Here is a 25,283-nt window from a genome sequence, read left to right as displayed (position 1 = left end):
CCCTGCGAGCGCGAGTTCGGCGGCCGGCCGGTCGCTGAGTAGGGTCGTCGTGTGAGCCAGGAACACGCCGACAAGGCCGGCTTCGAGACCCGGGCCATCCACGCCGGCTACGAGCCGGACCCGACCACGGGGGCGGTGATCCCGCCCATCTTCGCCACCAGCACCTACAAGCAGGACGGCGTCGGGGGGCTTCGCGGCGGCTACGAGTACAGCCGCTCCGCCAACCCCACCCGGACCGCGCTCGAGGGAGCCCTGGCGGCCGTCGAGGAGGGGGAGCGCGGCTTCGCGTTCGCCTCCGGCCTCGCGGCGGAGGACACCCTGGTCCGAACCGTGTGCCGACCCGGCGACCACGTGGTCTTCCCCGACGACGCCTACGGCGGCACCCACCGGCTCTTCGCCAAGGTCGAGGCGGCCTGGGGCCTCGGGCTGACCACCGCCCCGGTCTCCGACCCCGATGCCGTCCGCGCCGCCATCCGCCCCGGCGAGACGAAGCTGGTGTGGCTGGAGACCCCGACCAACCCGCTGCTCAACATCGGCGACATCGAGGCGATCGCCGCCGTCGCCCACGACGCGGGCGCGCTGCTCGTCGTCGACAACACCTTCGCCACGCCGTACCTCCAGCAGCCGCTCACCCTGGGCGCCGACGTGGTGGTCCACTCGACCACCAAGTACGTCGGCGGCCACTCCGACGTGGTCGGCGGCGCCCTCGTGGTGCGCGACCTCGAGCTGGCCGAGCAGGTCGCCTTCCACCAGAACGCGATCGGGGCGGTCAGCGGGCCCTTCGACGCCTTCCTCACCCACCGCGGCCTCAAGACGCTCGGGGTGCGGATGGACCGGCACTGCGACAACGCGGAGGCCGTCGTGGAGTTCCTGGCCGCCCACCCCGCCGTCGGCTCGGTCATCTACCCGGGGCTGCCCGAGCACCCCGGGCACGACGTCGCCAGCCGTCAGATGAAGCGGTACGGCGGCATGGTGTCGTTCCGCGTCACGGGCGGGGAGGAGCAGGCGCTGCGGGTCTGCGACCGGGCGCGGGTCTTCACGCTCGGTGAGTCGCTGGGCGGTGTGGAGAGCCTGATCGAGCACCCGGGCCGGATGACCCACGCCTCGGTCGCCGGTACCGACCTGGAGGTCCCCGCCGACCTGGTGCGGCTCAGCGTCGGGATCGAGACGGCCGCCGACCTGATCGCCGACCTCGACCATGCCCTCGGCTGACGTCGTCGTCTGCGTCGACTTCGGCTCCACCTTCACGAAGGCCTCCCTCGTCGACCTGGCCGCGGGCCGGATCGTCGCCGCGGCGGACCACCCCACGACCATCGACACCGACGTCCTCGAGGGGTACGCCGCCTGCCGCGCCGCCCTCGCGGCAGCGGACGCCCGCGCCCGCACGGCGCCGGCGCTGGCCTGCTCCAGCGCCGGCGGCGGGCTGCGGATCGCGGTCGTCGGCAACGAGGAGCTGGTCACCGCCGAGGCCGGTCGCCGGGTGGCGCTGTCCAGCGGCGGCAAGGTGGTGGCGGTCCACGCCCTGGCGTCGCACGTGCCCGAGGGTGCGCTGGAGCGCACGCTCGGGCACACGGCGCCTGACGTCGTGCTGCTCACCGGCGGCACCGACGGTGGCAACGCGGAGAGCCTGGTGGCGGGCGCGCGGGCGCTGGTCGCAGCTGGCTGGAGCGGGCCGGTGGTCGTGGCCGGGAGCGTGGACGCGCGCGACGACGTGACGGCGGTCCTGGCCGGGGTGCCTCACGTGATGGCTGACAACGTCGTGCCGCGCATCGGTGTGCTGGCGCCCGACCCTGCCCGGGCGGCGATCCGCGAGATCTTCCTCGAGCACGTGATCGGGGGCAAGCACCTGAGCGTCAGCGACGAGTTCGCCCGGATGGTGCGCGGCGCGACCCCCGACATCGTGCTGGCGGGGGTCGAGCTGTTGGCGCGCGGCCTGGGCGAGGACCGTCCCGGGGCCGGCGACGTCGCCGTCGTCGACGTCGGCGGCGCCACCACGGACGTCCACAGCGTCGTCGCGCTGGACCCGGAGGACGCCGGGCTGTCCCGCGAGGTGGTGGCGGTCACGCCGGTCACCCGTACGGTCGAGGGCGACCTCGGCATGCGGTGGTCGGCGGTCTCGACCGTGGAGGCGGCGGGCCTCGACGACCTCGCCGGTCCGGCCGCCCGACGTCACGAGGACCCCGGGTTCCTGCCGGCCGACGACGCCGAGGCCGATGTCGACGAGGCCATCGCCCGAGCGGCGGTGGACCTCGCGCTGCGCCGGCACGCGGGACGTGCCCGGGTCGTCGTCAGCCCCGAGGGCCGTGTCGTCGAGCGCAGCGGCAAGGACCTGCGCGAGGTCGACCTGCTGATCGGCTCCGGCGGCGTGCTGCGCAACGGCCGGCCGGGAGTGGCCGAGCGGGTCCTCGCCGGCAGCGTGGGTGACGAGGTCGAGGGCGGCTGGCAGCTCCCGCGGGCCCCCCGGGTCGTCGTCGACCACGACTACGTCCTGTGTGCGGTGGGCCTGCTCGCCGAGGACCACCCCGACGCGGCGTACCGCCTGGCCCTCGGGCTCGCGGGTGCTGAGTAGCCTGTCGGCGTGACCACCGAGGCCAGCCCCCCGCCGGAGCCGGAGGGCGCCGAGGAGCAGCGCCGGCGGCTGCTGGCGCGGTTCAACCGCGGGCAGGACGACAGCCTCGCCGAGCGGTTCGTGCAGCAATGGGCGGAGGCCCGGGCCGAGCGTCGTGCCGCCCCGCCCCCCATCACCGCCGGCGTGAGCAACCTCGAGCGCGCCCAGGTCCCCTACGGCGTCGACCTCGCCGCCTCCTGGGCCTGGCGGTTTCTCGTGATCGCCGGCGCCGCCTACATCGTGCTCTGGCTCCTGGCCTACTTCGCGGTCATCACCGTGCCCCTGGCCGTGGCGCTGCTGGCCGCGGCCCTCAGCTCGCCCGCCGTACGCCGACTCAGCCGGTGGGGTGTGCCCAGCGGGCTCGGCTCGCTGGTGGTCGTGCTGGTGGGCCTGGGCAGCGTGGGTCTGCTGCTGACCTTCGTGGGCCAGCAGGTGGCCGTGGGTGCCGCCGACCTCGCCGACTCGGTCGCCGACGGCATCGGGCGGATCAGCACCTGGTTGCAGACCGGCCCGCTCCAGGCCAGTGAGTCGCAGATCAACGAGACCCTGCAGGGGATGCAGGAGGCGATCACGGCCAGCACCGAGGAGGGCGGTGTCCTGACCCGGACCCTCGAGGTCGGTACCGCGGTCGGCCACGTGGTCGCCGGCTTCTTCATCGTGCTGTTCGCCACCTACTTCTTCCTGGCCGACGGCGAGCGGATCTGGTCCTGGGTGGTGCGGCTCGCCCCGCGGGCGGCGCGCGAACGCGTCGACACCAGCGGCCGGGTGGCCTGGGGCAGCCTGACGAAGTTCGTCCGGGCGACGGTGCTGGTGGCGGCCGTCGACGCGGCCGGGGTGATGATCGTGGCCGCCGTGCTCGGCGTGCCGTTCGTGCTCGCGATCGGGGTCCTGGTGTTCCTCGGCGCGTTCGTCCCGATGGTCGGGGCGACGATCGCAGGCGCCGTCGCCGTGCTGGTCGCGCTCGTCGACCAGGGACCGATCACGGCGCTGCTCATGCTGGGCGGCGTGATCCTGGTCCAGCAGATCGAGGGTCACGTGCTCCAGCCGTTCCTCATGGGCCGCTTCGTGTCGATCCACCCCCTCGGCGTGATCCTCGCGATCGGCTGCGGGGTGCTCGTGGCCGGCATCGCCGGGGCGCTCATCGCCGTACCGCTCGTCGCGGCCGGCAACGCGGTGGTCCAGCACCTGGCCAGCTACACCGAGGTGGGGTCCGGCGACCCCGAGCGGGAGCTCGAGGAGGACTACGACGAGGTGGGGGCAGACCCGCCCGACACGGAAGGAAGCAACGGTGACCGACCTGCCGAGTCCTGAGGACATGGTGCGTGCCCGCGAGCTGCTCGAGGGCGTCGCGGTCACGACTCCGATGGAGGAGTCGCGGTGGCTCTCCGCCCTGGCGGGCGGGCCCGTGAAGCTGAAGTGCGAGAACCTCCAGCGCACCGGCTCGTTCAAGGCCCGGGGCGCCTACGTCCGGATGGCCAGGCTCAGCGACGAGGAGCGCTCCGCCGGGGTGGTGGCGGCGTCGGCCGGCAACCACGCCCAGGGCGTGGCCCTGGCAGCGCAGATGCTGGGCATCAAGGCGACGGTCTTCATGCCGGAGGGCGCGCCGATCCCCAAGGAGAAGGCCACCCGTGCCTACGGCGCCGACGTGGTCTTCGAGGGGCGCTACCTCGAGAACGCGCTGAAGCGGGCCCGCGAGTTCTCCGAGGAGACCGGCGCGGTGCTGATCCACCCCTTCGACCACGTCGACATCGTGGCCGGCCAGGCCAGCTGCGGGCTGGAGATCCTGGAGCAGGCGCCCGAGGTCCGGACCGTGATGGTCCCGACCGGTGGTGGTGGCCTCCTGGCCGGCATCGCGCTCGCCGTCAAGACCCACAAGCCCGACGTCCGGGTGGTCGGGATCCAGGCCGAGGGTGCGGCCGCGTTCCCGGGTTCGCTCGCGGCGGGGTCGCCCCGGGCGCTGGAGTCGATGTCGACCATGGCCGACGGCATCGCGGTCGGCCTGCCCGGCGATGTCACCTTCGCCGCGGTGCGGGACTACGTCGACGACGTGGTCACCGTGTCGGAGGAGTCGCTCTCCCAGGCGCTGCTGGCGCTGATCGAGCGCGCCAAGATGGTGGTCGAACCGGCCGGTGCGGCCGCGGTGGCGGCCCTGCTCGACGACCCGACGGCGTACGAGACGCCGACGGTCGCGGTGCTCTCCGGCGGCAACATCGACCCGCTGCTGCTGGGCAAGGTGATCCGGCACGGCATGGCCTCGGCCGGCCGCTACCTCTACCTGCGCGTCAACATCCCCGACCGGCCCGGCGGCCTGGCGCGGCTGCTGACGGAGCTGGGGGAGGCGGGCGCCAACATCCTCGAGGTCGCCCACGAGCGGATCTCCCCCAGCCTGGACATCGACGAGGTCGAGGTCCGGATCCAGATGGAGACCCGGGGGGAGCCGCACGCGGAGCGCGTGATGACCCGCCTCCGCGAGTGTGGCTACCGCGTCTTCGAGTGACTGGGCGGGCCCGGTCGGCGGGTCACTCCCGGCGGGTCACTCCCGGAAGGGGACGGCGTCGACGACCTCGATCTTGAGGGTCTTGCCGTTGGGAGCCTCGAAGTCGACCGTCGAGCCCCGGGTGGCGCCCACCATGGCGGAGCCGAGCGGGGACTGCGGCGAGAAGACCTCGACGTCCTCGTGATCGTCGTCGACCTCCCGGGCCCCGAGGAGGAACTGCTCGTCCTCGTCGTCACCGGCGTAGCGGTAGGTCACCAGCTTGCCCGGGGAGACGACGCCGTCGTCGTCGGAGGTCTCGGTGCTGGCCTGGCTGAGCATCTCCTCGAGCTGGATGATGCGGGCCTCGATCTTGCCCTGCTCGTCCTTGGCCGCGTGGTAGCCGCCGTTCTCCTTGAGGTCGCCCTCGTCGCGGGCGGCGCTGATGCGCTCGATGACCTCCTGGCGCCGGGGACCCCGCAGATCCTCGAGCTCGGCGTTGAGCCGGTCGTAGGTCTTCTGGGTCAGCCAGACCTGAGTCGGCTGTGCGGACTGCGTCATGGGTGTCATCTCCTGCCTGGTCCTGAGAAAAAGCAAAACCCGCTGGGCCCTCGTGATGAGTCACGGTCCAGGCTGCTGGCGGCCCTGCGGGATGTCGTGTAGCCCACAGGTTAGCAAGGACGCGTGACAAATTCAGGTCGAGAGCCTCACCGGGGCCGTGGCTGGCCCGGTGCGGTGCACCCGAGGAGGGTGACGTTGGTGGCCCGACGCTCGGTCCGGACCCGCACCTCGTTGCGGCCCGGCTCGGGCTCGAAGGCCAGCTCCCCGACGGTGACGTGGTCCTCGGCGAAGGCACGGACGCGGCAGCTGGCCGTCACGCCGTCCTCGAGCCGGACCTGCACCACGGCGACCGCGGTGTTGTCGTCGACCACCTCGTAGCCCAGCTGGTCCGACTGCACCGCGGGAGTGGCGTGGAACCACGTGGCCCAGGCCAGCCAGCCCGCCGCGACCGCCACGACCGCGGCCACCAGGACCAGCCCGAGCCGGCGGCGACCCCGCGACGGGGACCCGTAGCGCTCGGCCAGGGAGGTCATGCCTCAATCGTCGCCCATAGACTTCCCGCATGTCGCAGCGCCCCCGGGCAGGCTTCCGCCTGATGCACGTGCACGCCCACCCCGACGACGAGTCGAGCAAGGGGGCCGCCTCGACCGCGCGCTACGTCGACGAGGGCGTCGACGTGCACGTGGTCACCTGCACGGGCGGCGAGCGGGGATCCATCCTCAACCCGAAGATGGACCGTCCCGAGATCCTCGCCAACATCTCCGAGGTGCGCCGGCAGGAGATGGAGCGGGCCCGCGACATCCTCGGCGTGCGCCAGGACTGGCTCGGTTTCGTCGACTCGGGGTGGCCCGAGGGTGACCCGAAGCCGCCGCTGCCGGAGGGCTGCTTCGCGCGGATCCCCGTGGAGGAGGCGGCGGTCCCCCTGGTCCGGCTGATGCGCGAGTTCCGACCCCACGTCGTGACGACGTACGACGAGCGCGGCGGCTACCCGCACCCCGACCACGTGCAGTGCAACCGGGTGGCGGTCGCGGCCTTCCACGCCGCCGGCGACGCCGCCGCCTACCCCGACCTCGGTGAGCCGTGGCAGCCGCTGAAGCTCTACTACCACCACTCGTTCAACCGGCCGCGCACGCAGGCGCTCCACGACGCGATGCTGGCCCACGCGCTCGAGTCGCCCTACGCCGAGCGGCTCAAGGAGTGGGTGCCGGAGCCGGAGTGGGACGCCCGGATCACCACGCGCGTGCCCTGCGCCGACTACTTCGGGGTCCGCGACCAGGCCCTGCTCGCCCACGCGACCCAGATCGACCCCGACGGCCACTGGTTCGCCATCCCGCGGGAGATCCAGGAGAAGGCCTGGCCCACCGAGGACTACGAGCTCGTCGTGTCCCACGTCGACGCACCCACGCCGGAGGACGACCTCTTCGCCGGGATCCCGACACCGCGGTGAGTGGTCCGGCCTGAGACACTGGACCCATGCTGATGCTGCTGACCACGCTCCTCCCGATGGTGGAGGAGGGGCCCGAGCCGGAGGACGTCCGCGCGGGCTGGGTCGCCTTCGCGATCTTCCTCCTGCTGATCGCCGCTGTGGTCCTGCTCGGCTTCAGCCTGGTCAAGCAGCTGCGCAAGGCGCAGCAGGCCAAGGACGCCGGCGTCTACGGCGACGAGCCCGTCGACCACAGGACCGACTCGCAGGACTGACGCGCCGTCCTGCCAACAGCCCGACTCAGGGAACCGCCCCGCCGGAGTTGACACGTGCACGGCGTCGCGTGCGTATCGTGAAGCGGTGTCCCCCCGACGCCTGACCCCCCGTACGTCCCTCGTCGCCACCCTCGTCGCGCTGCTCGCCGCCGGCGCGCTGGCGCTCCCGCTCGTGGCTGTCGCGGCCGGCCCCGACCCGCTCCCACGCCCGGCTCCGGCCGCCAAGGTGCGAGCCGAGGACCGATTGTTCAAGGTCGGCACCCTCAACATCCTCGGCAGCAACCACACCCGCGGCGGCGACAAGAAGCGCACCTTCCGGACCGCCCGGCTCATCCGGAAGCAGAAGCTGAAGGTGCTGGCGATGCAGGAGGTCCAGGACGACCAGCTGCGCTGGCTGCGGAAGAAGCTGCCGCGCTACCGGATCTGGCCGGGGAAGCGGTACGGCGGCCAGGGGCTGCGACTCCAGATCGCCTGGCGCAAGGCACGCTTCGACCTCGTCGACCACGGGTCGATCGAGACCACGTTCAGCGGGTTCGAGCGGCCGGTGCCGTGGGTGCGGCTCAAGGAGGAGCGGACCGGGCGCCGGTTCTTCGTCATCGACGTCCACAACTCGCCCCGCGACCAGGAGGCCGACCGCGACAGCGCCACCCGCAAGCAGCTGCGGCTCTACAACCGGCTGCGGGAGCGCGGCGGCCCGGTGATGATCCTCGGCGACGCCAACGAGCGGCGGGAGTGGTTCTGCAAGGTCACCCGTCGCACGGACGCGCGCGCGGCCAACGGCGGTCGGACGACGGACAAGCGGTGCACCCCGCCGCGGCCGACCTACATCGACTGGATCATGGGCGGCGGCCGGCTCGGCTGGCGGGACTACGACGCGCGGCGGGTCGAGGTCAGCGACCACCCGCTCCACACCGCGGTGGCGCGCCTGCGGAAGCGTCGCTGACGCTCAGCGGCGGCGTACGCGGACCAGGCAGTCCCAGGCGGTCCGGGCGGCTTCCCCGCGGTGGTCGTCACCCGGGGCGACGAGCCGCGACACCCGCTCGGCCCGCACCACCTCGGGGTCCAGGTCGGCGAGGTCCGCCAGCACGTCCTCGGCCGTCATCAGCACCGACGCGTCCTGGGGGCCGCCCGTGCCCTCGGTGAGGTTGGTGGAGTCGTGTGCCACCACCAGCATGGTGCCGCCGGGCGCGAGGGCCGTGAACCCGTTGCGGTGGGCGGCGCGACGCGTGTCGGCGGGCAGCTGCAGGTAGGCGAGCACGACGAGGTCCACGGGCGCGCCCGGCCGCCACGTCGTCGCGTCGCCGCGGACCCAGTCCACCCGGGTGTCGCCGGCCAGCCGTCGGCCCTTGTCGAGGCCGACCTGCGAGAAGTCGACCGCGGTCACGTCCCAGCCCCGGCGGGCCAGCCAGATCGCGTTGCGTCCCTCGCCCGCCGCGAGGTCGACCGCCCGACCCGGCGACAGGTCGGCGCACTCGGCAGCCACGAACCGGTTGGGCTCGGCCGACCACACCAGGTCGCTCGCGGCGTACCGCTCGTCCCAGGCCTGCGCGTCCACACCTCCATCCAAGCACCGTCTCCGGTCGCCCGGGGCTGACCGCCTACCCGGGTGCGCCGTACGGTCGGGTCATGCCCAACCGGTTGGCCGGCGCGACCTCGCCGTACCTGCTCCAGCACGCCGAAAACCCTGTCGACTGGTGGGAGTGGGGGAGCGAGGCGTTCGCGGAGGCTCGCCGTCGAGACGTCCCGGTCCTGCTGAGCGTCGGGTACGCCGCCTGCCACTGGTGCCACGTGATGGCGCACGAGTCCTTCGAGGACGAGGCGACGGCGGCCTACCTCAACGAGCACTTCGTCAGCGTCAAGGTGGACCGCGAGGAGCGACCCGACGTCGACGCGGTCTACATGAACGCCACCACCGCGATGACCGGCCACGGCGGCTGGCCGATGACCTGCGTGCTCGACCACGACGGCAACCCGTTCTTCGCCGGCACCTACTTCCCCGACCAGCCGCGGCACGGGCAGCCCAGCTTCCGCCAGCTGCTCGAGGCACTGGTCGACGCGTGGCGCACCCGCGGCGACGAGGTACGCCGGGTGGCCGGCAACCTGCGCGCCCACCTCAACCAGTCGCTCGCCACCACTCCTGCGCCGGTGGGCGAGGACACGCTCACAGCCGCTGTGACGCTGCTGCGCCGCGAGTTCGACGAGCGGAGTGCCGGCTTCGGCGGTGCACCGAAGTTCCCGCCCTCGATGGTGCTCGCCTTCCTGCTGCTCCGGGACGGCGAGGCGGAGCACGCGATGGCGGCCCGCACCCTCGAGGCGATGGCCCGCGGCGGCATCCACGACCAGCTCGGAGGCGGCTTCGCCCGCTACAGCGTCGACAGCGAGTGGGTGGTGCCCCACTTCGAGAAGATGCTCTACGACAACGCCCTGCTGCTGCAGGCCTACGCCCGGTGGGAGACGGACCTCGGCCGTCGGGCCGTCGCCGGCATCGCCGACTTCCTGCTCGCAGAGCTGCGCACCGGCGAGGGCGGCTTCGCCTCCGCGCTGGACGCCGACTCCGAGGGCGCCGAGGGCACCTACTACGTCTGGACACCGGAGCAGCTCACCGACGTCCTCGGGCCCGACGACGGGCCGTGGGCGGCGCGGCTGCTCGGCGTCACCACGGCCGGCACCTTCGAGCACGGCACGTCCGTGCTGCAGCTGAGGGAGGAACCCGAGGACCCCGACCGCTGGACGCGCTGCCGGCAGCGGCTGCTGGAGGCCCGCGCGCGACGCGTGCGGCCCGCCCGCGACGACAAGGTGGTCGCGGCCTGGAACGGCCTGGCGATCAGCGGCCTCTGCGCCTCGGGCACCCTGCTCGACCGGCCGCGCGACCTCGACGCGGCCGTGGCCGCCGCGGACCTGCTGTGGCGGGTCCACGCGGACCACGGCCGGCTCCGCCGCGTGTCGCGCGACGGCGTGGTCGGCACGCCGGCCGGGGTGCTCGAGGACCACGGCTGCGTGGCGACCGGGTTCCTCGACCTGCTCCAGGCGACCGGCGACCCGGTGTGGCTCGAGCGTGCCGGCGCGGTGGTCGACGCGGCCCTCGACCACTTCGCGGCAGGCGACGGCGGCTTCAACGACACGGCCGATGACGCCGAGCAGCTCGTCGCCCGACCCCGCGACCCGTCCGACAACGCCTCTCCCTCCGGGCTGTCGTCGATGGTGCACGCCCTGAGCACGTACGCCGCGCTCACCGGCTCCGGCCGCCACCGCGACGCGGCCGAGGCCGCGCTGGCCTCGGTGGCCCAGCTCGCCGAGCGGGCGCCGCGGTTCGCGGGCTGGTCGCTGGCGGCGGCGCAGCGGATGCTCGACGGTCCCGAGGAGATCGCCGTCGTCGGCCCCGCCGGGGCGGAGCGTGACGCGCTGGCGCGCGTGGCGCGGCGACGCCCCGGGGCGGTCGTGGTCGTGGCCGACGGGCCCCGCGACGACATCCCGCTGCTGGTGGGCCGCGACGCCGTCGACGGCCGCCCGGCGGCGTACGTCTGCCGGGGACTGGTCTGCGAGCGGCCGGTCACCGATCCGGAGGCGCTGCGCCGCTGACGCTGTCGGCGATCGGTGCGACAGTGGAGGCATGCAGCCCGAACCGGTCGACGCGCAGCCCGGGCGCTTCTACGACGGTGGCCCCATCGGCGGCTCGCCACCGGTTCCCCACGAGGAGCCGCAGGTCGTCCTGGAGCGTCACGTCCGCGACGGCGTGGAGTGCTTCGAGATGGAGCGGGCGATCGCCTACGCCGACCGCGAGCTCGGCGAGCTGGTCGTCCCTGCCAGCGTCGAGTTCCGCACCGACCTGACCTCCGTCCCGTGGCTGTTCACCTGGCTCGTGCCCCGCACCGGTGCCCACCTCCCGGCGGCGCTGCTCCACGACGGCCTGGTCGCCGGCGAGGACGACGCGGTCTCCTACGTCTCGAAGGCGGGCCACGTGGTCACGCGCGACGTCGCCGACCGGGTCTTCCGCGACGCGATGGCCGACACCGGCACCGGCGTCGTCCGCCGCTGGGTCGTCTGGTCGGCGGTCGCCGCCGCCACGATCTTCGTGGGGTCCGCCGCCTGGTCACGCTCCCGCTGGACCTACTACCGGGTGGCTGCCGCCGGGTCCCTCGGACTCGTGGTGCTGCTCGGCGTGCTGGCCACGATCGACCTGGTCGACCTCGCGACGGTGCTGCCGTGGATGGGGGAGCGGCCGTGGTGGTCCGAGCTGGTCGGCGGGCTGTCGGTGGCGGTCGTCGTGCCCCTGGTGCTCGGACTGACGTGGGGTCGGTTCCGGGTCGCCGGGATGGTGCTGGGGGTGCTGCTCGCGGTGCTGCTCCACGTGACGGCGGCCCTATTGGCGTTGACCGCCCTCTACCAAGGGGTCGAGCGGCTGGCACAGCGGTCGCCGCGGGGGGCTCTGGCCGTGGCTGCGGCCGTGGGCGCGGTCAGCCTGCTGGTCGCGCTCACCTACACCCTGACCTAGCCGGCCGGGGGGCACGTCAGCGCAGCGAGTACGTCGCGAGCGAGACCCCGACGTAGTGGGTGATGAACGCCAGGATGGTCAGCGTGTGGAACACCTCGTGGAACCCGAACCAGCGCGGCCACGGGTCGGGACGCTGGAGGCCGTAGACCACGCCGCCGAGGGTGTAGAGGGCGCCACCCACGATGACGAGGACCAGCACGGCGGTCCCCATCCCGACGCCCAGCCCGCGCGCACCCTCCGCGAAGCCAGGCATGAAGAACACGGCCGCCCAGCCGAGGGCGACGTAGATCGGGGTGTAGAGCCAGCGCGGCGCGTCGGGCCAGAGGACCCGGAACGCGACACCGAGGATGGCGCCGCCCCACACCGTCGCGAGCAGCACGATCCGCTCGACACCCTGGAGCAGCAGCAGCGTGAACGGCGTGTAGGAACCGGCGATCAGCAGGAAGATGTTGGCGTGGTCGAACCTCTTGAGGAACCGCTGGATCGGGGGCGACCAGGTTCCGCGGTGGTAGACCGCGGAGACCGTGAACAGCAGCACCGCGGTCCCGGCGAAGAGGGCTGACCCTGCGCGGGTCGAGGCGGTCGGGGAGAGGGCGATGAGCACGATCCCGGCCGCGAGCGTGAGGGGGGCGTTGACCAGGTGGAGCCAGCCCCGCAGCCGGGGTTTGAGCTCCGCCTTGATCTCCGAGAGGTTCTCCGCCAGGTGATCGAGGCCGTGCCGGACGACGTCGTTCATGCCGGACACGCTACGGGAGGGCGGGTGACCAGCGGAGGGAAAGGGACCGACATCACCCGACGGGACTACCATCGGGGGGTGTCGACGTGGAGCACGGCCAAGGACCTCGTACGCCGGCGTCTCTATCCCGCCTACGAGGCGCGGATGGTCCGTTCGCTGCCGCCCGACAAGCTGCCCCAGCACGTCGGGGTGATGCTCGACGGCAACCGACGCTGGGCGAAGGCGGTCGGTCACGACACCGCCCACGGCCACCGCGCCGGGGCCGCCAACATCGAGCCGCTCCTCGACTGGTGCGAGGAGGTCGGCGTCGAGGTCGTCACCCTGTGGCTGCTGTCGACCGACAACCTCAACCGCACGGCGCAGGAGCTCGAGCCGCTGCTGCAGATCATCGAGGAGGCGGTGGCCACGCTCGCCGAGCAGCGCCGCTGGCGGCTCCACCCGGTGGGCGCGCTCGACCTGCTGCCGTCCGGCACGGCGGCGAAGCTCAAGCAGGCCGCCGACGACACCCGCGACGTCGAGGGGATGCTCGTCAACGTCGCCGTCGGGTACGGCGGTCGCCGCGAGATCGCCGACGCCGTCCGCTCGCTGCTGACCGAGCACGCCGCGCGGGGCACCAGCCTCGAGGAGCTCGCCCAGCTGATCGACGTGGAGCACATCTCCGACCACCTCTACACCAAGGGCCAGCCCGACCCCGACCTGGTCATCCGGACCTCCGGCGAGCAGCGGCTGGGTGGGTTCCTGCTGTGGCAGAGCGCCCGCTCGGAGTTCTACTTCTGCGAGGCCTACTGGCCCGACTTCCGGCGTGTCGACTTCCTGCGCGCGATCCGCGCCTACGCCCAGCGTGAGCGCCGCTACGGGTCCTGACGCGCACCCGGCGGACCCACCCAGCTGTCACCGAGCCGTCACCCCTCGTTCGGGCGTGTCGGCCGGGCCGACGGTGCGGGGCGGCGTACTTTCGCCGTAACGGCGAGTGGGGAAGCTGGCCGTGCTGGGAGGCAGAGTTCGTGGCGAGTCACGACCGAGCAGGGTCACGGGGATCCCGTGGGCTGCGAGGGGGCCGGCACTCCGGCCTGCAGGGCTCCTCCCGGCCCATCGTTGTGTGATCGGGCCGGGGCGAGGAGTGCCCGTGCCGGCCAGTGAGGGGTGACATCGTGCCGACCTCGGCTCAGAAGTCCAAGGCTCCCGCCACCAGCAAGGCCTCCGCCCGCAAGCAGACCGTCCCGCCGACGGTCCGCACCTTCGTGCTCGACACCAGCGTGCTGCTGGCCGACCCGACGGCGCTGCGTCGCTTCGGGGAGCACGAGGTGGTCCTGCCGGTCGTGGTCATCACCGAGCTGGAGGGCAAGCGCCACCACCCCGAGCTGGGCTACTTCGCCCGGTCCGCCCTCCGCCTCCTCGACGAGCTGCGGGTCACCCACGGCCGCCTCGACGAGGCGGTCCCGATCGGCACCGAGGGCGGTTCGGTGCGCGTCGAGCTCAACCACACCGACCCGCAGTCGCTGCCCTCCGGCTTCCGGCTCGGTGACAACGACACCCGGATCCTCGCGGTGGCCCGCAACCTCGCCAACGACGGTCACGACGTGGTGCTGGTCTCCAAGGACCTCCCGATGCGGATCAAGGCCTCCGCCGTGGGGTTGCAGGCCGAGGAGTACCGCGCCGAGGCCGTCAGCGACTCCGACACGGGCTGGACCGGCATGGCCGAGCTCGACGTCACGGCTGCCGACCTCGACGAGCTCTACGACGACGGGACCCTCGACCTCGCCGAGGCCCGGGAGCTTCCGTGCCACACCGGCCTGGTGCTGCTCTCTGACCGCGGTACGGCGCTGGGCCGGGTGGGCGCCGACAAGCAGGTCCACCTGGTGCGCGGTGACCGGGAGGCGTTCGGGATCCACGGCCGCTCCGCGGAGCAGCGGGTCGCGCTGGAGATGTTGCTCGACCCGGAGGTCGGCATCGTCTCGCTCGGTGGCCGGGCCGGCACGGGCAAGTCGGCGCTGGCGCTCTGTGCTGGTCTCGAGGCGGCGCTCGAGCGCCGCCAGCACCGCAAGGTCGTCGTGTTCCGACCGCTCTTCGCGGTCGGTGGCCAGGAGCTGGGCTACCTGCCGGGGTCCGAGGCGGAGAAGATGAACCCGTGGGCCCAGGCCGTGTTCGACACGCTGAGCGCCGTCACCTCCCGCGAGGTGATCGACGAGGTCCTCCACCGCGAGATGCTCGAGGTGCTGCCGCTGACCCACATCCGCGGCCGGTCGCTGCACGACGCCTTCGTCATCGTCGACGAGGCGCAGTCGCTCGAGCGCAACGTGCTGCTGACCGTGCTCTCGCGCATCGGCGCCAACTCCAAGGTGGTGCTCACCCACGACGTGGCGCAGCGCGACAACCTCCGGGTGGGGCGCCACGACGGCGTGGTGGCGGTGGTGGAGAAGCTCAAGGGCCACCCGCTCTTCGCCCACGTCACGCTCAACCGGAGCGAGCGGTCGCCGATCGCCGCGCTGGTGACCGAGATGCTCGAGCACGTCACCCTCTGACCTCGACCTTCACCCTGGCCATGGCCCCCGCCACCGGCCCCGGCGCCCCGTGTCGCCGGGGCCGGTGTGGCTCCTGGGACCTCGTGTGACGCAGTGTGACGGTGTGGCAAGAATCGCTCTGCTGAGTTGTGCGGTTCGGTTTGCATCCACCGGTCGTCTGCTGCAGAGTGTTTCGTGATCAATTCGTGACCTTGGTCGTTCGGGCGCCGGTCGCGCAGATCTACTGACCGTGACGCCTACCCCCCACCCCCCGCGCCATGTCACTTGCGAAGCAGAAGTACGTCCCCCGGCACCGCCAGACCCGCTCCACCTCCCTGGTCAAGGCTGCGCCGCGCACGCTGGTGCGCAACACCGCCGTGTTCGGGACCGTGGCTGCCGCGGCGACCGGTGTGGCCGTCACCAACGGCCTGGCCGGCGCTGACGTCGTCGCCAGCAGCCAGGTCGGTGCCGCGCTGGCAGCCCCGCTCACCGAGGCCGAGGTGGACGACCGCGCCGAGGTCGTGTCTCGTTCGGACAGCCGCGACCGTCGCGACGACGCCAAGGAGGCTGCGCTCGACTCCGGTGAGGGCCAGGCCGTGACCCGCAGCGAGAAGCTCTCGGAGGCCGACCCCCGCGACATCGCCCGGGCGCTGCTGCCGAAGTACGGCTTCTCGGCCGACCAGTTCTCCTGCCTCGACCAGCTCTACATCAGTGAGAGCAACTGGCGCATCGACGCCGACAACCCGACCTCGTCGGCCTACGGCATCCCGCAGGCGCTCACCTCGATGCACGACCTGCCGCCGGACTACTACACCTCCGCCGAGGCTCAGATCCGCTGGGGCCTCGACTACATCCGCGACGCCTACGGCTCGCCCTGCAGCGCCTGGTCCTTCAAGCAGGCCAACAACTGGTACTGAGCCGTCTCAGTCCGGCTCGCCGCAATGCTCAGGGCCGGACCCAGAGGTTGCCCCAGGCAAGCGCGCCGTCAGCGGAGTACCCGCGCCAGGTGACGCGCGTCCTGTCCGGACCAGCAGGCACGTCCTCGACGGAGAGCCTGAACTCGACGGGTTGACCGTTGACGCGGCCCGTCCCAGCCACGACAGCGCTGCGGCCCACTACCTGGACCAACGTCAAGGTCGTCGACACCAGGCGGAGGCCGGCCGCGGGATCGTGGTACGCGACCGCGCCGAAGCTCTGCCCCCGTCGATGGTGAGCCGTCACCGCCATGTGCTGGCCCCCCGTCGTGACCCCTAGCCCGATGACCGACCCCGGCGTCGAGCCGGGTACGTCGTCGCACACGTCTCCGACCCCATCGCCGTCGGTGTCGGTTTGGGTGGGGTTGGGGGTGTGGGGGCAGTTGTCGGTGGTGTCGTCGACGGTGTCGTTGTCGTCGTCGGGGTCGCAGGCGTCGCCGGTGCCGTCGGTGTCGGTGTCGGTTTGGGTGGGGTTGGGGGTGTGGGGGCAGTTGTCGGTGGTGTCGTCGACGGTGTCGTTGTCGTCGTCGGGGTCGCAGGCGTCGCCGGTGCCGTCGGTGTCGGTGTCGGTTTGGGTGGGGTTGGGGGTGTGGGGGGGGGCAGTTGTCGGTGGTGTCGTCGACGGTGTCGTTGTCGTCGTCGGGGTCGCAGGCGTCGCCGGTGCCGTCGGTGTCGGTGTCGGTTTGGGTGGGGTTGGGGGTGTGGGGGCAGTTGTCGGTGGTGTCAGCGACGCCGTCGCCGTCGGAGTCGGGAACATCCCTGATGGTGCCGGTGGCGGTGAAGACGGGGGTGGCGAAGAAGCCGACGCCGCTGGTGAGGCGGGCGGTGAGGGTTTCGTCGTCCTCGGTGTGTGAGTCCAGGCGCGTGGGTACGTCGAAGGTGGCACTGGTGGTGCCTGGGAGGAAGGTGACGGAGACGTCTGATCGGGCCTCGTAGTCACCAAAGTCCCCGGCGACGGCGGTGCCGTCCTCGGTACGGAACCTGACGGTGATCGCGCTGGAGCTGGGGCGGGAGAGGGTGAGGGGGAACCGCAGGGTCTCGCCCTCGTCGGCGGTGGCGGGTCCGATCCGGAACACCGGCGTGGCGTCCTGGATGGTGCCGGTGGCGGTGAAGACGGGGGTGGCGAAGAAGCCGACGCCGCTGGTGAGGCGGGCGGTGAGGGTTTCGTCGTCCTCGGTGTGTGAGTCCAGGCGCGTGGGTACGTCGAAGGTGGCACTGGTGGTGCCTGGGAGGAAGGTGACGGAGACGTCTGATCGGGCCTCGTAGTCACCAAAGTCCCCGGCGACGGCGGTGCCGTCCTCGGTACGGAACCTGACGGTGATCGCGCTGGAGCTGGGGCGGGAGAGGGTGAGGGGGAACCGCAGGGTCTCGCCCTCGTCGGCGGTGGCGGGTCCGATCCGGAACACCGGCGTGGCGTCCTGGATGGTGCCGGTGGCGGTGAAGACGGGGGTGGCGAAGAAGCCGACGCCGCTGGTGAGGCGGGCGGTGAGGGTTTCGTCGTCCTCGGTGTGTGAGTCCAGGCGCGTGGGTACGTCGAAGGTGGCACTGGTGGTGCCTGGGAGGAAGGTGACGGAGACGTCTGATCGGGCCTCGTAGTCACCAAAGTCCCCGGCGACGGCGGTGCCGTCCTCGGTACGGAACCTGACGGTGATCGCGCTGGAGCTGGGGCGGGAGAGGGTGAGGGGGAACCGAAGGGTCTCGCCCTCGTCGGCGGTGGCGGGTCCGATCCGAAGCTCAGGCGTGGCGTCCTGGATGGTCCCTGTGGCGCTCGTGTTCTCCAGCGGCAACGATGCGGTGTCAGTGTTGAATCTAGCCGTGAGCGTTTCGTCCGGCTCGACATCGCCGTCTCGCCGGGTCGGCACTTCAAAAGCGGCGACAGTGGTGCCTGGCGGGAAGACGACCTCGACATCAGTCTGAGCGATGTAGTCACCAAAGGCCCCCGCGGTCGCGGTGCCGTCCTCGGTCGAGAGCTGCACGGAGACGGTGTGGGGCAGCGGGTCGGAGAGCGTGACGGGGAACTGCAGAGCTTCGCCCTCGATCGCGGTGGCCGGTCCCACGCTGACCGTGGCTGAGACCTCGGCGCTGGCGGGTGTCGGAGCGAGTGCGACTGCCATGGCGACAGCGGTGGCGGTCGCGAGCAGCCGTGCGAGGTGGGTCATGGTCGACCTTCGTTCCCCCGTGACGCGCGCCGGCGCACGCGTCGAATGAGAGGGAGTATCGAAGCCCCGGCACCCCGGTGACATGCCCCATACGGGGGATCAGGGGCGGGTCATCGACTCCACGTCGAGCGCTGTGTCGAGCTGCTCCTCGGTGAGGTCGCCGCGCTCGACGTAGCCCATCGCGATCACCGTGTCGCGGATCGTGGCGCCGTCGGCCATCGCCTGCTTGGCGATCTTGGCGGCCTCCTCGTAGCCGATGAGCTTGTTGAGCGGCGTCACGATCGAGGGTGAGGACTCGGCGTAGCCGCGCATCCGCTCGGCGTCGGGCTCGATGCCGTCGACGCACCGCTCCGCCAGGACCCGGCTGGCGTTGGCGAGCAGCCGCACCGACTCCAGCACGTTCCGGGCGATGACGGGCAGCATCACGTTGAGCTCGAAGCTGCCGGCGGCACCCGCCGTGGTGACCGTGGCGTCGTTGCCGACCACCTGGGCACACACCATCAGCGTCGCCTCGGGCAGCACCGGGTTCACCTTGCCCGGCATGATGCTCGAGCCCGGCTGCAGGTCGGGCAGCCTGATCTCCGCGAGGCCCGTCGTCGGCCCGCTGGCCATCCAGCGCAGGTCGTTGCAGATCTTCGTGAGCCCGACCGCGATGGTGCGCAACACCCCGCTCAGCTCCACGAGCGAGTCCCGCGTGCCCTGCGCCTCGAAGTGGTCGCGGGCCTCCGTGAACGGCTGCCCCGACAGCTCGGCGAGAGCCTCGATCGCCCGCGCTGCAAACCCCTCGGGAGTGTTGATGCCGGTGCCCACGGCCGTCCCGCCGAGCGGCAGCTCGCGCACCCGCGGCAGCACGGCGTCGAGCCGTTCGGCCGCCAGCGCCAGCGTGGCGGCGTACCCGCCGAACTCCTGGCCGAGCATCACCGGGGTGGCGTCCATGAGGTGGGTGCGACCCGACTTCACCAGCCCGGAGAACTCCTCGGACTTCGCCGCGAGGCTGTCGTGGAGGACGGCGAGGGCGGGCTGCAGGTCCTCGACCACCGCGAGGGCGGCGGCGACGTGGATCGCCGTCGGGAAGGTGTCGTTGCTGGACTGGCTGGCGTTGACGTGGTCGTTGGGGTGCACGCCCTCGCCGGCGAGGGTGGACAGCACCTCGTTCATGTTCATGTTGGAGCTCGTGCCGGAGCCGGTCTGGAAGACGTCGACCGGGAACTGGTCGGCGTGCTCGCCTGCCGCCACCGACGCCGCCGCCTGCTCGATCCGCTCAGCCTGATCGCCCTCCAGCACCCCGAGTGCGCCGTTGGCCCGGGCGGCCGCCTGCTTCACCAGCGCGAGCGCGCGCACCAGCCGCGGTTCGAGCGGCGTGCCGCTGATCGGGAAGTTCTGCACGGCGCGCTGGGTCTGGGCCCGCCACAGCGCGTCCGCCGGGACACGCACCTCGCCCATGGAGTCGTGCTCGATCCGGTAGTCGTCGCTCATGGGGCGACCGTACCGACGAGCAACCAGTACGTCTCGTCGCGCTCCTGGAGTCGCACCGGGCAGGGGACGGCCTCGACCTCGTCGAAGACCGACTCCAGGGCGTCGAGCACGTCCGCGGCCCGGTCCATCGACCACACCGCCATCGCGCCACCGGGCCGGATGATGCGTCGCGTCTGCCGGACGAAGTCGGTCCGGTAGAGCCGGGCGTTTCCGTCGTGGACCAGGAAGTGGGGACCGTTGTCCACGTCGAGGAGCACCAGGTCGAAGCCCTCGTCTCGCGCCTCCGCGACGGCGGACCCCAGCTCGGCGACGACCACCCGCACGCGGTCGTCGGCCAGCACCGAGGGGCCGTGCGGGACCGTCCCGTCGCGCATCCAGCCCACCAGGGCCTCCTCGACCTCGACCACCGTGCAGCGCTCGACCCGTCGGTCCGCCGTCACCGCGTGCACGGTGTAGCCGAGCCCCAGGCCGCCGACCAGCACGTCGCGCGGCTGGGCCACCCGGGCCAGCGCCGCCTCCGCGAGCGCCTGCTCGCTGGAGACCTCGGCGGAGTCCATGACGAAAATGCCGTTGACCCGGAGCTCGAGCACCGACGCACCGTCCGCCTCCCGGCGGTCGCGCAGCACCAGCTCACCGCGTTCGGACTCCGCGCGCGCCAGCTCGACGTACTCCACGACGGACAGGCTACGGAGCGACCGGAGGTGGTGGGCTCACCCCTTCGTGACGCGGGCCCGGCCCCGAGGCCGGGCCCGGTCACTCAGGGGGATCAGCACCAGGGGAGGAAAGGGGGAGCCTGCTCGGGACGGGGCCCGGCGCACGGCCGGCACGGCAGTCGGCGTCGGCAGGCTCGCGGTCGTGTGTCACAGCTTCGTCCCAAGTAGGTAATCGTCCACTTCACCACACGGTCCGCAGTTCGTCCAGTGTTTGTCCCACCTGACTTCTCCGCCGCGAGGAGTAAGGTCGGAGCAGTGATCACCGTCAAGCGTGCGGCGGAGCGAGTCGGCATCTCGCCCGACACGCTGCGTGCCTGGGAGCGGCGCTACGGCGTCGTGGCGCCCGCCCGCTCAGAAGGCGGTTACCGGCTCTACGACGAGGCGGCGATCCGCCGGCTGGCGCTGATGAAGGCCCTCGTCGACGCGGGATGGTCGCCTGCGCAGGCCGCACGCCGGGCGAAGACCGCGAGGGCCGACCCCCCACCCGAGCGCGAGCCCGCGGCTGACGTGGACTCCCTCGTCCTCGCCGGACGGGACCTGGACGAGCAGGCGCTCAACCGGACGCTCGACCTTGGCTTCGCCGCGGGGAGCTTCGAGCAGATCGTGGACGGGTGGCTCATGCCCTCGCTCCGGGCCCTCGGGGGTGCCTGGGAAGACGGGTGGGTGGGGGTGGCGGGCGAGCACTTCGTGAGCGCCGGTGTCCACCGGCGGCTCGCCGCGCTCTTCGACGCCACGGGGTACGCCGAGACCACCGCACCGGTCGCCGTCGGCCTGGCCAGCGGGTGCCGGCACGAGCTGGGGGTGCTGGCGTTCGCCGTCGCGCTGCGGCGTGCGGGTGTCACCGTCGTCTACCTCGGCGCGGACGTGCCGCAGGACAGCTGGCTCGACGCCGTCCGCTCCCGCAGCGCGGTCTCGGTGGTGATGGCGGTGCCGACCACGGACGACCTGCCGACGACCCGTGGCGCTGTGGACGTCCTGCGCCGCGAGGCCGCCAGCGTGCCGGTCTTCGTCGGTGGTGCCCAGCAGGACGCGGTGGGCTTCGGCGCCGATCCGCTGGGCCACCGGATCGCCCGTGCTGCCCGCGTCCTGGCGGGCTCGCTGCCCGACGGCCGGAGCGCCCCGCCGGCGGCTACTGCGCCGAGCGCACCCTGATCCCGCTGAGCGGCACCGTCGTCGTGCCGGCGGGGTCGGTGAAGAAGTCGTTGCCCTTGTCGTCGACCACGATGAAGGCCGGGAAGTCCTCCACCTCGATCTTCCACACGGCCTCCATGCCGAGCTCGGGGTACTCGAGCACCTCCACCGACCGGATGCAGTCCTGCGCCAGCCGGGCGGCCGGACCGCCGATCGAGCCGAGGTAGAAACCGCCGTGGCGGCCGCACGCCTCGGTCACCTGCTTCGACCGGTTGCCCTTGGCCAGCATGACCATCGATCCGCCAGCGGCCTGGAACTGGTCGACGTAGGAGTCCATGCGACCCGCGGTCGTGGGCCCGAAGGAGCCCGAGGCCATCCCGGTCGGGGTCTTGGCGGGACCGGCGTAGTAGACCGGGTGGTCCTGCAGGTACGCCGGCATCGGCTCGCCGGCGTCGAGCCGCTCCTTGATCTTGGCGTGGGCGATGTCGCGGGCGACGACGAGCGGACCGGTGAGGGAGAGCCTGGTCTTCACGGGGTGCTGTGAGAGCTCGGCCAGGATCTCGGGCATCGGCCGGTTGAGGTCGACCTGCACCACCTCGCCGCCGGCGATCTCGTCGGAGACGCCGGCGTCCGGCATGTAGTGCGCCGGGTCGGTCTCCAGCTGCTCGAGGAACACCCCCTCCGGGGTGATCTTGCCGAGCGCCTGCCGGTCCGCGGAGCACGACACCGCCAGCGCGACGGGGCAGGAGGCCCCGTGCCGTGGCAGCCGGATCACCCGGACGTCGTGGCAGAAGTACTTGCCGCCGAACTGCGCGCCGATGCCGAAGGACTGGGTCAGCTCGAAGACCTGCTCCTCGAGCCCGGTGTCGCGGATCCCGTGGCCACTCATCGACCCCTCGGTCGGGAGGTCGTCGAGGTAGTGGGCCGAGGCCAGCTTGGCCGTCTTGAGCGCGTACTCCGCCGACGTACCGCCGATCACCACGGCGAGGTGGTAGGGCGGGCAGGCGGCCGTGCCGAGCGAGCGGATCTTCTCGTCGAGGAACTCCATCAGGCGGGAGGGGTTGAGGACGGCCTTGGTCTCCTGGAAGAGGAAGGACTTGTTGGCCGAGCCGCCACCCTTGGCCATGAAGAGGAACTTGTACTCAGGGATCTCGCCGGCCGGTGTCGCGTAGATCTCGACCTGGGCCGGCAGGTTGGTGCCGGTGTTCTTCTCCTCGAACGTCGTCAGGGGCGCCAGCTGCGAGTAGCGCAGGTTGAGCTCGGTGTAGGCGTCGAAGACGCCCTGAGAGATCGCCTCGCCGTCGTCGGCGCCGGTGAGCACCCGCTCGGACTTCTTGCCCATGACGATCGCCGTGCCGGTGTCCTGGCACATCGGCAGGACGCCACCGGCGGAGATGTTGACGTTCTTGAGCAGGTCCAGCGCCACGAAGCGGTCGTTGCCGGAGGCGTCGGGGTCGTCGATGATCCGGCGGAGCTGCGCGAGGTGGCCGGGCCGCAGGTAGTGGCTGATGTCGTGCATCGCCTCGGCGGTGAGCCGCCGGATCGCCTCCGGGTCGACCCGCAGGAACGTCTGTCCGTCGACCTCGACCGTGCTGACCCCCTCGGTCGTGAGGAGGCGGTAGGGCGTCTCCGCGGCGCCGTTGGAGCCGGCGGTGGGGAGGAGGTCGGAGTACCGGAACTCAGGGGCGGAGGCTGCGCTGGTCACAGCACTCGATGCTACGTCGGCGGCCGGCTCGGGCGAGCGGCAGGATCAGGCCGGCCCGGTCTCGGTCTCCGGCTCGGCCGCGCACGGACCTCGGCCCGGGTCGGCCCCCTCTAGGCTGGGCCGCATGGGAGGACCGCTCGAACCCGGCGACCCGTCGGCCGGGGACCCGTCCCGGATGCGCATCTCCGACGCCGACCGGCACAAGGTCGCCGACCTCCTGCGCGACGCGGCGGCGGAGGGGCGTCTCGACCTCGACGAGCTGGAGGAGCGGCTGGAAGCGGCGTACGCCGCCAAGACCTACGCCGACCTCGTGCCCATCACCATCGACCTGCCCGGGCACCCGCAGCAGTCCGCGGTACCCGCTGTGCCACGCGACACCGTGCCGGCCACCGCCACCTGGGAGAACTCGCTGTCGATCATGGGCGACTGCACCCGCAAGGGTGCCTGGCTGGTGCCGCCCCGACACAACGCCTTCGCCCTCATGGGCGGGGTGACCCTCGACCTGCGTGAGGCCACCTTCGCCGCACGGGAGACCACGATCTGGGCCAACGCCGTGATGGCGGGGATCGACATCTATGTCGACGCCCGTACCCACGTCATCGTCGAGGGCGTGGGGATCATGGGCGCCTTCGACCAGGGCCGGGACAAGGTGCCCCCGGAGGTGACCGCCGACTCGCCGGTGGTGCGGGTCAAGGGCGTGGCGCTGATGGCCGGCGTCACCGTGACCCGCAAGGGCCCTCCCCGTGCGGGCCGGCTCACGCGCCTCACCGGCCGCGACAGCTGATCAGGCGTCGCCGGCCGGCCGCGCCGAGTGGATCTCCTCGCCCTCGTCGGCGGCCCGCTCGGCCTCGGCCTTGGCCTCGGGGTCCTCGAGGCCGGGGATCTCGCCGGCGCGCGAGGTGTCGACCGTGAGGTTCTCCCCCGTCGAGGGGTCGAAGAGGTGGATTCGGGTCGCGTCCACCCAGATCTCGGCCTCGTCGCCCTCGCCGATCCGGCTCGACCCATCGAGGGACACCACGAGCTGGGTGCGCATCGACTCGCCGTCGAGGTCCCGCTCGAGCTGCGAGAGCTGGTCGGCGACCTCGGGCGGGGCGTCGAACGGGATGTAGGCGTAGGCGCTGTCACCGAGCCACTCCACGACGTCGACCTGGGCCTTGAAGGTGTGACCCTGCCGCTTGTCCTGGTCGACCACGTCGGCGTCCTCGAAGTGCTCGGGCCGGATGCCGGCGATCAGCAGACCCTTGTCGCGCGCCGGGGCGGCCTTCTCCTCGGGGATGTCGACGGTGCCGAAGGGCAGCTTCAGCGACGTCCCGTCGAGCTCGGCGGGCAGGAAGTTCATGGGCGGGGAGCCGATGAACCCCGCGACGAAGAGGTTGCCGGGGTTCTCGTAGAGCTCGCGGGGTGACGCGAGCTGCTGCAGCACTCCTCGCTTGAGGACCGCGACCCGGTCCCCGAGCGTCATGGCCTCGGTCTGGTCGTGCGTCACGTAGACCGTGGTGATGCCCAGCCGCTTCTGGAGTCGCGAGATCTCGGTCCGCATCTGGCCGCGCAGCTTGGCGTCGAGGTTGGACAGCGGCTCGTCGAAGAGGAACGCCTCGGCGTCGCGCACGATCGCGCGGCCCATGGCAACCCGTTGGCGCTGCCCGCCGGAGAGGTTGCCGGGCTTGCGCTCGAGGTGCTCGTCGAGCTCGAGGGTCTTCGACGCCTCCCGGACCTTCTCGTCGACCGTCGCGTCGTCGGCCCCGGCGAGGCGCAGCGGGAAGGCGATGTTCTCGTAGACCGTCAGGTGGGGGTAGAGCGCGTAGTTCTGGAACACCATCGCCAGGTTGCGGTCGCGCGGCGCGAGGTCGTTGACCGTACGGTCGCCGATGACCATCTCGCCGGAGGTGATGTCCTCGAGCCCGACGATCATCCGCAGCAGGGTGGACTTCCCGCAGCCCGAGGGGCCGACGAGGATCATGAACTCCCCGTCGCCGATCTCGATGCTCACGTCGTTGACCGCGGGGAAGCCGTCGCCGTAGCGCTTGACGATGTTCTTCATGGTGATGGCGGACAT

At 72.1% G+C, this 25,283-nt stretch carries 23 protein-coding genes and 1 pseudogene; 14 read left to right on the top strand and 10 right to left on the bottom strand.

Annotated features, from left to right (window positions below; genetic code table 11):
• Positions 1 to 51: 51 nt before the first annotated feature.
• Genes K6T13_RS13895 through ilvA form a run of 4 tightly spaced genes read left to right on the top strand, consistent with a single transcriptional unit; the run spans position 52 to position 5,105 of the window.
• The gene (locus K6T13_RS13895; protein WP_222895141.1) at positions 52 to 1,212 is read left to right on the top strand and encodes a cystathionine gamma-synthase; all 1,161 of its coding nucleotides are present in this window, start codon (positions 52 to 54) and stop codon (positions 1,210 to 1,212) included.
• The gene (locus tag K6T13_RS13890) at positions 1,199 to 2,569 is read left to right on the top strand and encodes a glutamate mutase L (protein WP_222895140.1); all 1,371 of its coding nucleotides are present in this window, start codon (positions 1,199 to 1,201) and stop codon (positions 2,567 to 2,569) included. The genes K6T13_RS13895 and K6T13_RS13890 overlap by 14 nt, the downstream gene beginning before the upstream one ends.
• Positions 2,570 to 2,578: 9 nt before the next feature.
• Positions 2,579 to 3,919: an AI-2E family transporter gene (locus tag K6T13_RS13885; RefSeq protein ID WP_222895139.1), complete on the top strand. Its 1,341-nt coding sequence runs from the start codon at positions 2,579 to 2,581 to the stop codon at positions 3,917 to 3,919.
• Positions 3,897 to 5,105: a threonine ammonia-lyase gene (gene ilvA, locus K6T13_RS13880; RefSeq protein ID WP_249423793.1), complete on the top strand. Its 1,209-nt coding sequence runs from the start codon at positions 3,897 to 3,899 to the stop codon at positions 5,103 to 5,105. The genes K6T13_RS13885 and ilvA overlap by 23 nt, the downstream gene beginning before the upstream one ends.
• Before the next feature lie 36 nt (positions 5,106 to 5,141).
• On the opposite strand, the gene greA is transcribed toward ilvA, so the two are convergent.
• Complete coding sequence (gene greA / locus K6T13_RS13875) at positions 5,142 to 5,642, bottom strand: transcription elongation factor GreA (RefSeq protein WP_222895138.1); 501 nt, start codon at positions 5,640 to 5,642, stop codon at positions 5,142 to 5,144.
• Positions 5,643 to 5,788: 146 nt separating this feature from the next.
• Positions 5,789 to 6,175: a DUF4307 domain-containing protein gene (locus K6T13_RS13870; protein ID WP_222895137.1), complete on the bottom strand. Its 387-nt coding sequence runs from the start codon at positions 6,173 to 6,175 to the stop codon at positions 5,789 to 5,791.
• A gap of 29 nt (positions 6,176 to 6,204) precedes the next feature.
• Between K6T13_RS13870 and mca the strand changes: the two genes are divergently transcribed.
• The 3 genes from mca (at position 6,205) to K6T13_RS13855 (ending at position 8,283) form a co-directional block, all read left to right on the top strand.
• Positions 6,205 to 7,089 (top strand): mycothiol conjugate amidase Mca, encoded by an 885-nt coding sequence (gene mca / locus K6T13_RS13865; RefSeq protein ID WP_222895136.1) that lies wholly within the window; start codon positions 6,205 to 6,207, stop codon positions 7,087 to 7,089.
• 26 nt (positions 7,090 to 7,115) lie between these two features.
• On the top strand, positions 7,116 to 7,340 hold the full coding sequence (locus K6T13_RS13860; RefSeq protein WP_222895135.1) for a hypothetical protein: 225 nt from the start codon (positions 7,116 to 7,118) through the stop codon (positions 7,338 to 7,340).
• Positions 7,341 to 7,425: 85 nt separating this feature from the next.
• Positions 7,426 to 8,283, top strand: a complete 858-nt coding sequence (locus tag K6T13_RS13855) for an endonuclease/exonuclease/phosphatase family protein (RefSeq protein WP_222895134.1) — start codon at positions 7,426 to 7,428, stop codon at positions 8,281 to 8,283.
• A gap of 3 nt (positions 8,284 to 8,286) precedes the next feature.
• Here K6T13_RS13855 and K6T13_RS13850 read toward each other — a convergent pair whose 3' ends face one another.
• Complete coding sequence (locus K6T13_RS13850) at positions 8,287 to 8,895, bottom strand: class I SAM-dependent methyltransferase (RefSeq protein ID WP_222895133.1); 609 nt, start codon at positions 8,893 to 8,895, stop codon at positions 8,287 to 8,289.
• 71 nt (positions 8,896 to 8,966) lie between these two features.
• Here K6T13_RS13850 and K6T13_RS13845 point away from each other — a divergent pair, with 71 nt between their 5' ends.
• Entirely contained in the window at positions 8,967 to 10,919 is a 1,953-nt protein-coding gene (locus tag K6T13_RS13845; protein WP_222895132.1) for a thioredoxin domain-containing protein, read from the top strand.
• Positions 10,920 to 10,950: 31 nt separating this feature from the next.
• Positions 10,951 to 11,832: a DUF1353 domain-containing protein gene (locus tag K6T13_RS13840; RefSeq protein WP_222895131.1), complete on the top strand. Its 882-nt coding sequence runs from the start codon at positions 10,951 to 10,953 to the stop codon at positions 11,830 to 11,832.
• A 16-nt stretch (positions 11,833 to 11,848) separates the two neighbouring features.
• On the opposite strand, the gene trhA is transcribed toward K6T13_RS13840, so the two are convergent.
• Complete coding sequence (trhA, locus tag K6T13_RS13835; RefSeq protein WP_222895130.1) at positions 11,849 to 12,568, bottom strand: PAQR family membrane homeostasis protein TrhA; 720 nt, start codon at positions 12,566 to 12,568, stop codon at positions 11,849 to 11,851.
• Between the two features lie 78 nt (positions 12,569 to 12,646).
• On the opposite strand from trhA, the gene K6T13_RS13830 reads away from it, so the two are divergent.
• The 3 genes from K6T13_RS13830 (at position 12,647) to K6T13_RS13820 (ending at position 15,986) form a co-directional block, all read left to right on the top strand.
• Positions 12,647 to 13,432 carry an isoprenyl transferase gene (locus K6T13_RS13830; protein WP_283247926.1) on the top strand — a complete coding sequence of 262 codons (786 nt, stop codon included), beginning with the start codon at positions 12,647 to 12,649 and terminating at the stop codon, positions 13,430 to 13,432.
• A gap of 377 nt (positions 13,433 to 13,809) precedes the next feature.
• The gene (gene phoH2, locus K6T13_RS13825) at positions 13,810 to 15,090 is read left to right on the top strand and encodes an RNA 5'-3' helicase PhoH2 (protein WP_249424047.1); all 1,281 of its coding nucleotides are present in this window, start codon (positions 13,810 to 13,812) and stop codon (positions 15,088 to 15,090) included.
• 257 nt (positions 15,091 to 15,347) lie between these two features.
• Positions 15,348 to 15,986, top strand: coding sequence for an aggregation-promoting factor C-terminal-like domain-containing protein (locus tag K6T13_RS13820; RefSeq protein WP_222895128.1), 639 nt, complete (start codon positions 15,348 to 15,350; stop codon positions 15,984 to 15,986).
• Between the two features lie 28 nt (positions 15,987 to 16,014).
• Here the strand turns inward: K6T13_RS13820 and K6T13_RS17490 are convergent, their stop codons facing one another.
• The 4 genes and pseudogenes from K6T13_RS17490 to K6T13_RS13805 form a co-directional block, all read right to left on the bottom strand.
• Positions 16,015 to 16,770 carry a thrombospondin type 3 repeat-containing protein gene (locus K6T13_RS17490; protein ID WP_249424046.1) on the bottom strand — a complete coding sequence of 252 codons (756 nt, stop codon included), beginning with the start codon at positions 16,768 to 16,770 and terminating at the stop codon, positions 16,015 to 16,017.
• Positions 16,652 to 18,157, bottom strand: a pseudogene (locus K6T13_RS13815) (Calx-beta domain-containing protein); the annotation flags it as partial. The pseudogene K6T13_RS13815 and the gene K6T13_RS17490, both read right to left, overlap by 119 nt.
• Before the next feature lie 144 nt (positions 18,158 to 18,301).
• On the bottom strand, positions 18,302 to 19,678 hold the full coding sequence (locus K6T13_RS13810; protein ID WP_222895126.1) for a class II fumarate hydratase: 1,377 nt from the start codon (positions 19,676 to 19,678) through the stop codon (positions 18,302 to 18,304).
• Positions 19,675 to 20,352 carry a spermidine synthase gene (locus K6T13_RS13805; protein WP_222895125.1) on the bottom strand — a complete coding sequence of 226 codons (678 nt, stop codon included), beginning with the start codon at positions 20,350 to 20,352 and terminating at the stop codon, positions 19,675 to 19,677. The genes K6T13_RS13810 and K6T13_RS13805 overlap by 4 nt, the downstream gene beginning before the upstream one ends.
• A 294-nt stretch (positions 20,353 to 20,646) precedes the next feature.
• On the opposite strand from K6T13_RS13805, the gene K6T13_RS17590 reads away from it, so the two are divergent.
• Complete coding sequence (locus K6T13_RS17590) at positions 20,647 to 21,543, top strand: MerR family transcriptional regulator (protein ID WP_222895124.1); 897 nt, start codon at positions 20,647 to 20,649, stop codon at positions 21,541 to 21,543.
• On the opposite strand, the gene K6T13_RS13795 is transcribed toward K6T13_RS17590, so the two are convergent.
• Positions 21,521 to 23,227, bottom strand: coding sequence for a fumarate hydratase (locus K6T13_RS13795; protein WP_222895123.1), 1,707 nt, complete (start codon positions 23,225 to 23,227; stop codon positions 21,521 to 21,523). The two genes, K6T13_RS17590 and K6T13_RS13795, sit on opposite strands and share 23 nt — an antisense overlap.
• Positions 23,228 to 23,351: 124 nt before the next feature.
• On the opposite strand from K6T13_RS13795, the gene K6T13_RS13790 reads away from it, so the two are divergent.
• Complete coding sequence (locus tag K6T13_RS13790) at positions 23,352 to 24,011, top strand: DUF1707 SHOCT-like domain-containing protein (RefSeq protein ID WP_222895122.1); 660 nt, start codon at positions 23,352 to 23,354, stop codon at positions 24,009 to 24,011.
• Here the strand turns inward: K6T13_RS13790 and K6T13_RS13785 are convergent, their stop codons facing one another.
• Complete coding sequence (locus K6T13_RS13785; protein ID WP_222895121.1) at positions 24,012 to 25,283, bottom strand: ABC transporter ATP-binding protein; 1,272 nt, start codon at positions 25,281 to 25,283, stop codon at positions 24,012 to 24,014.

The organism is Nocardioides coralli, assembly GCF_019880385.1.
GTDB lineage: Bacteria > Actinomycetota > Actinomycetes > Propionibacteriales > Nocardioidaceae > Nocardioides > Nocardioides coralli.
Note: the sequence above shows the minus strand (reverse complement) of the source record. Positions and strands in the feature narration are given on the sequence as shown.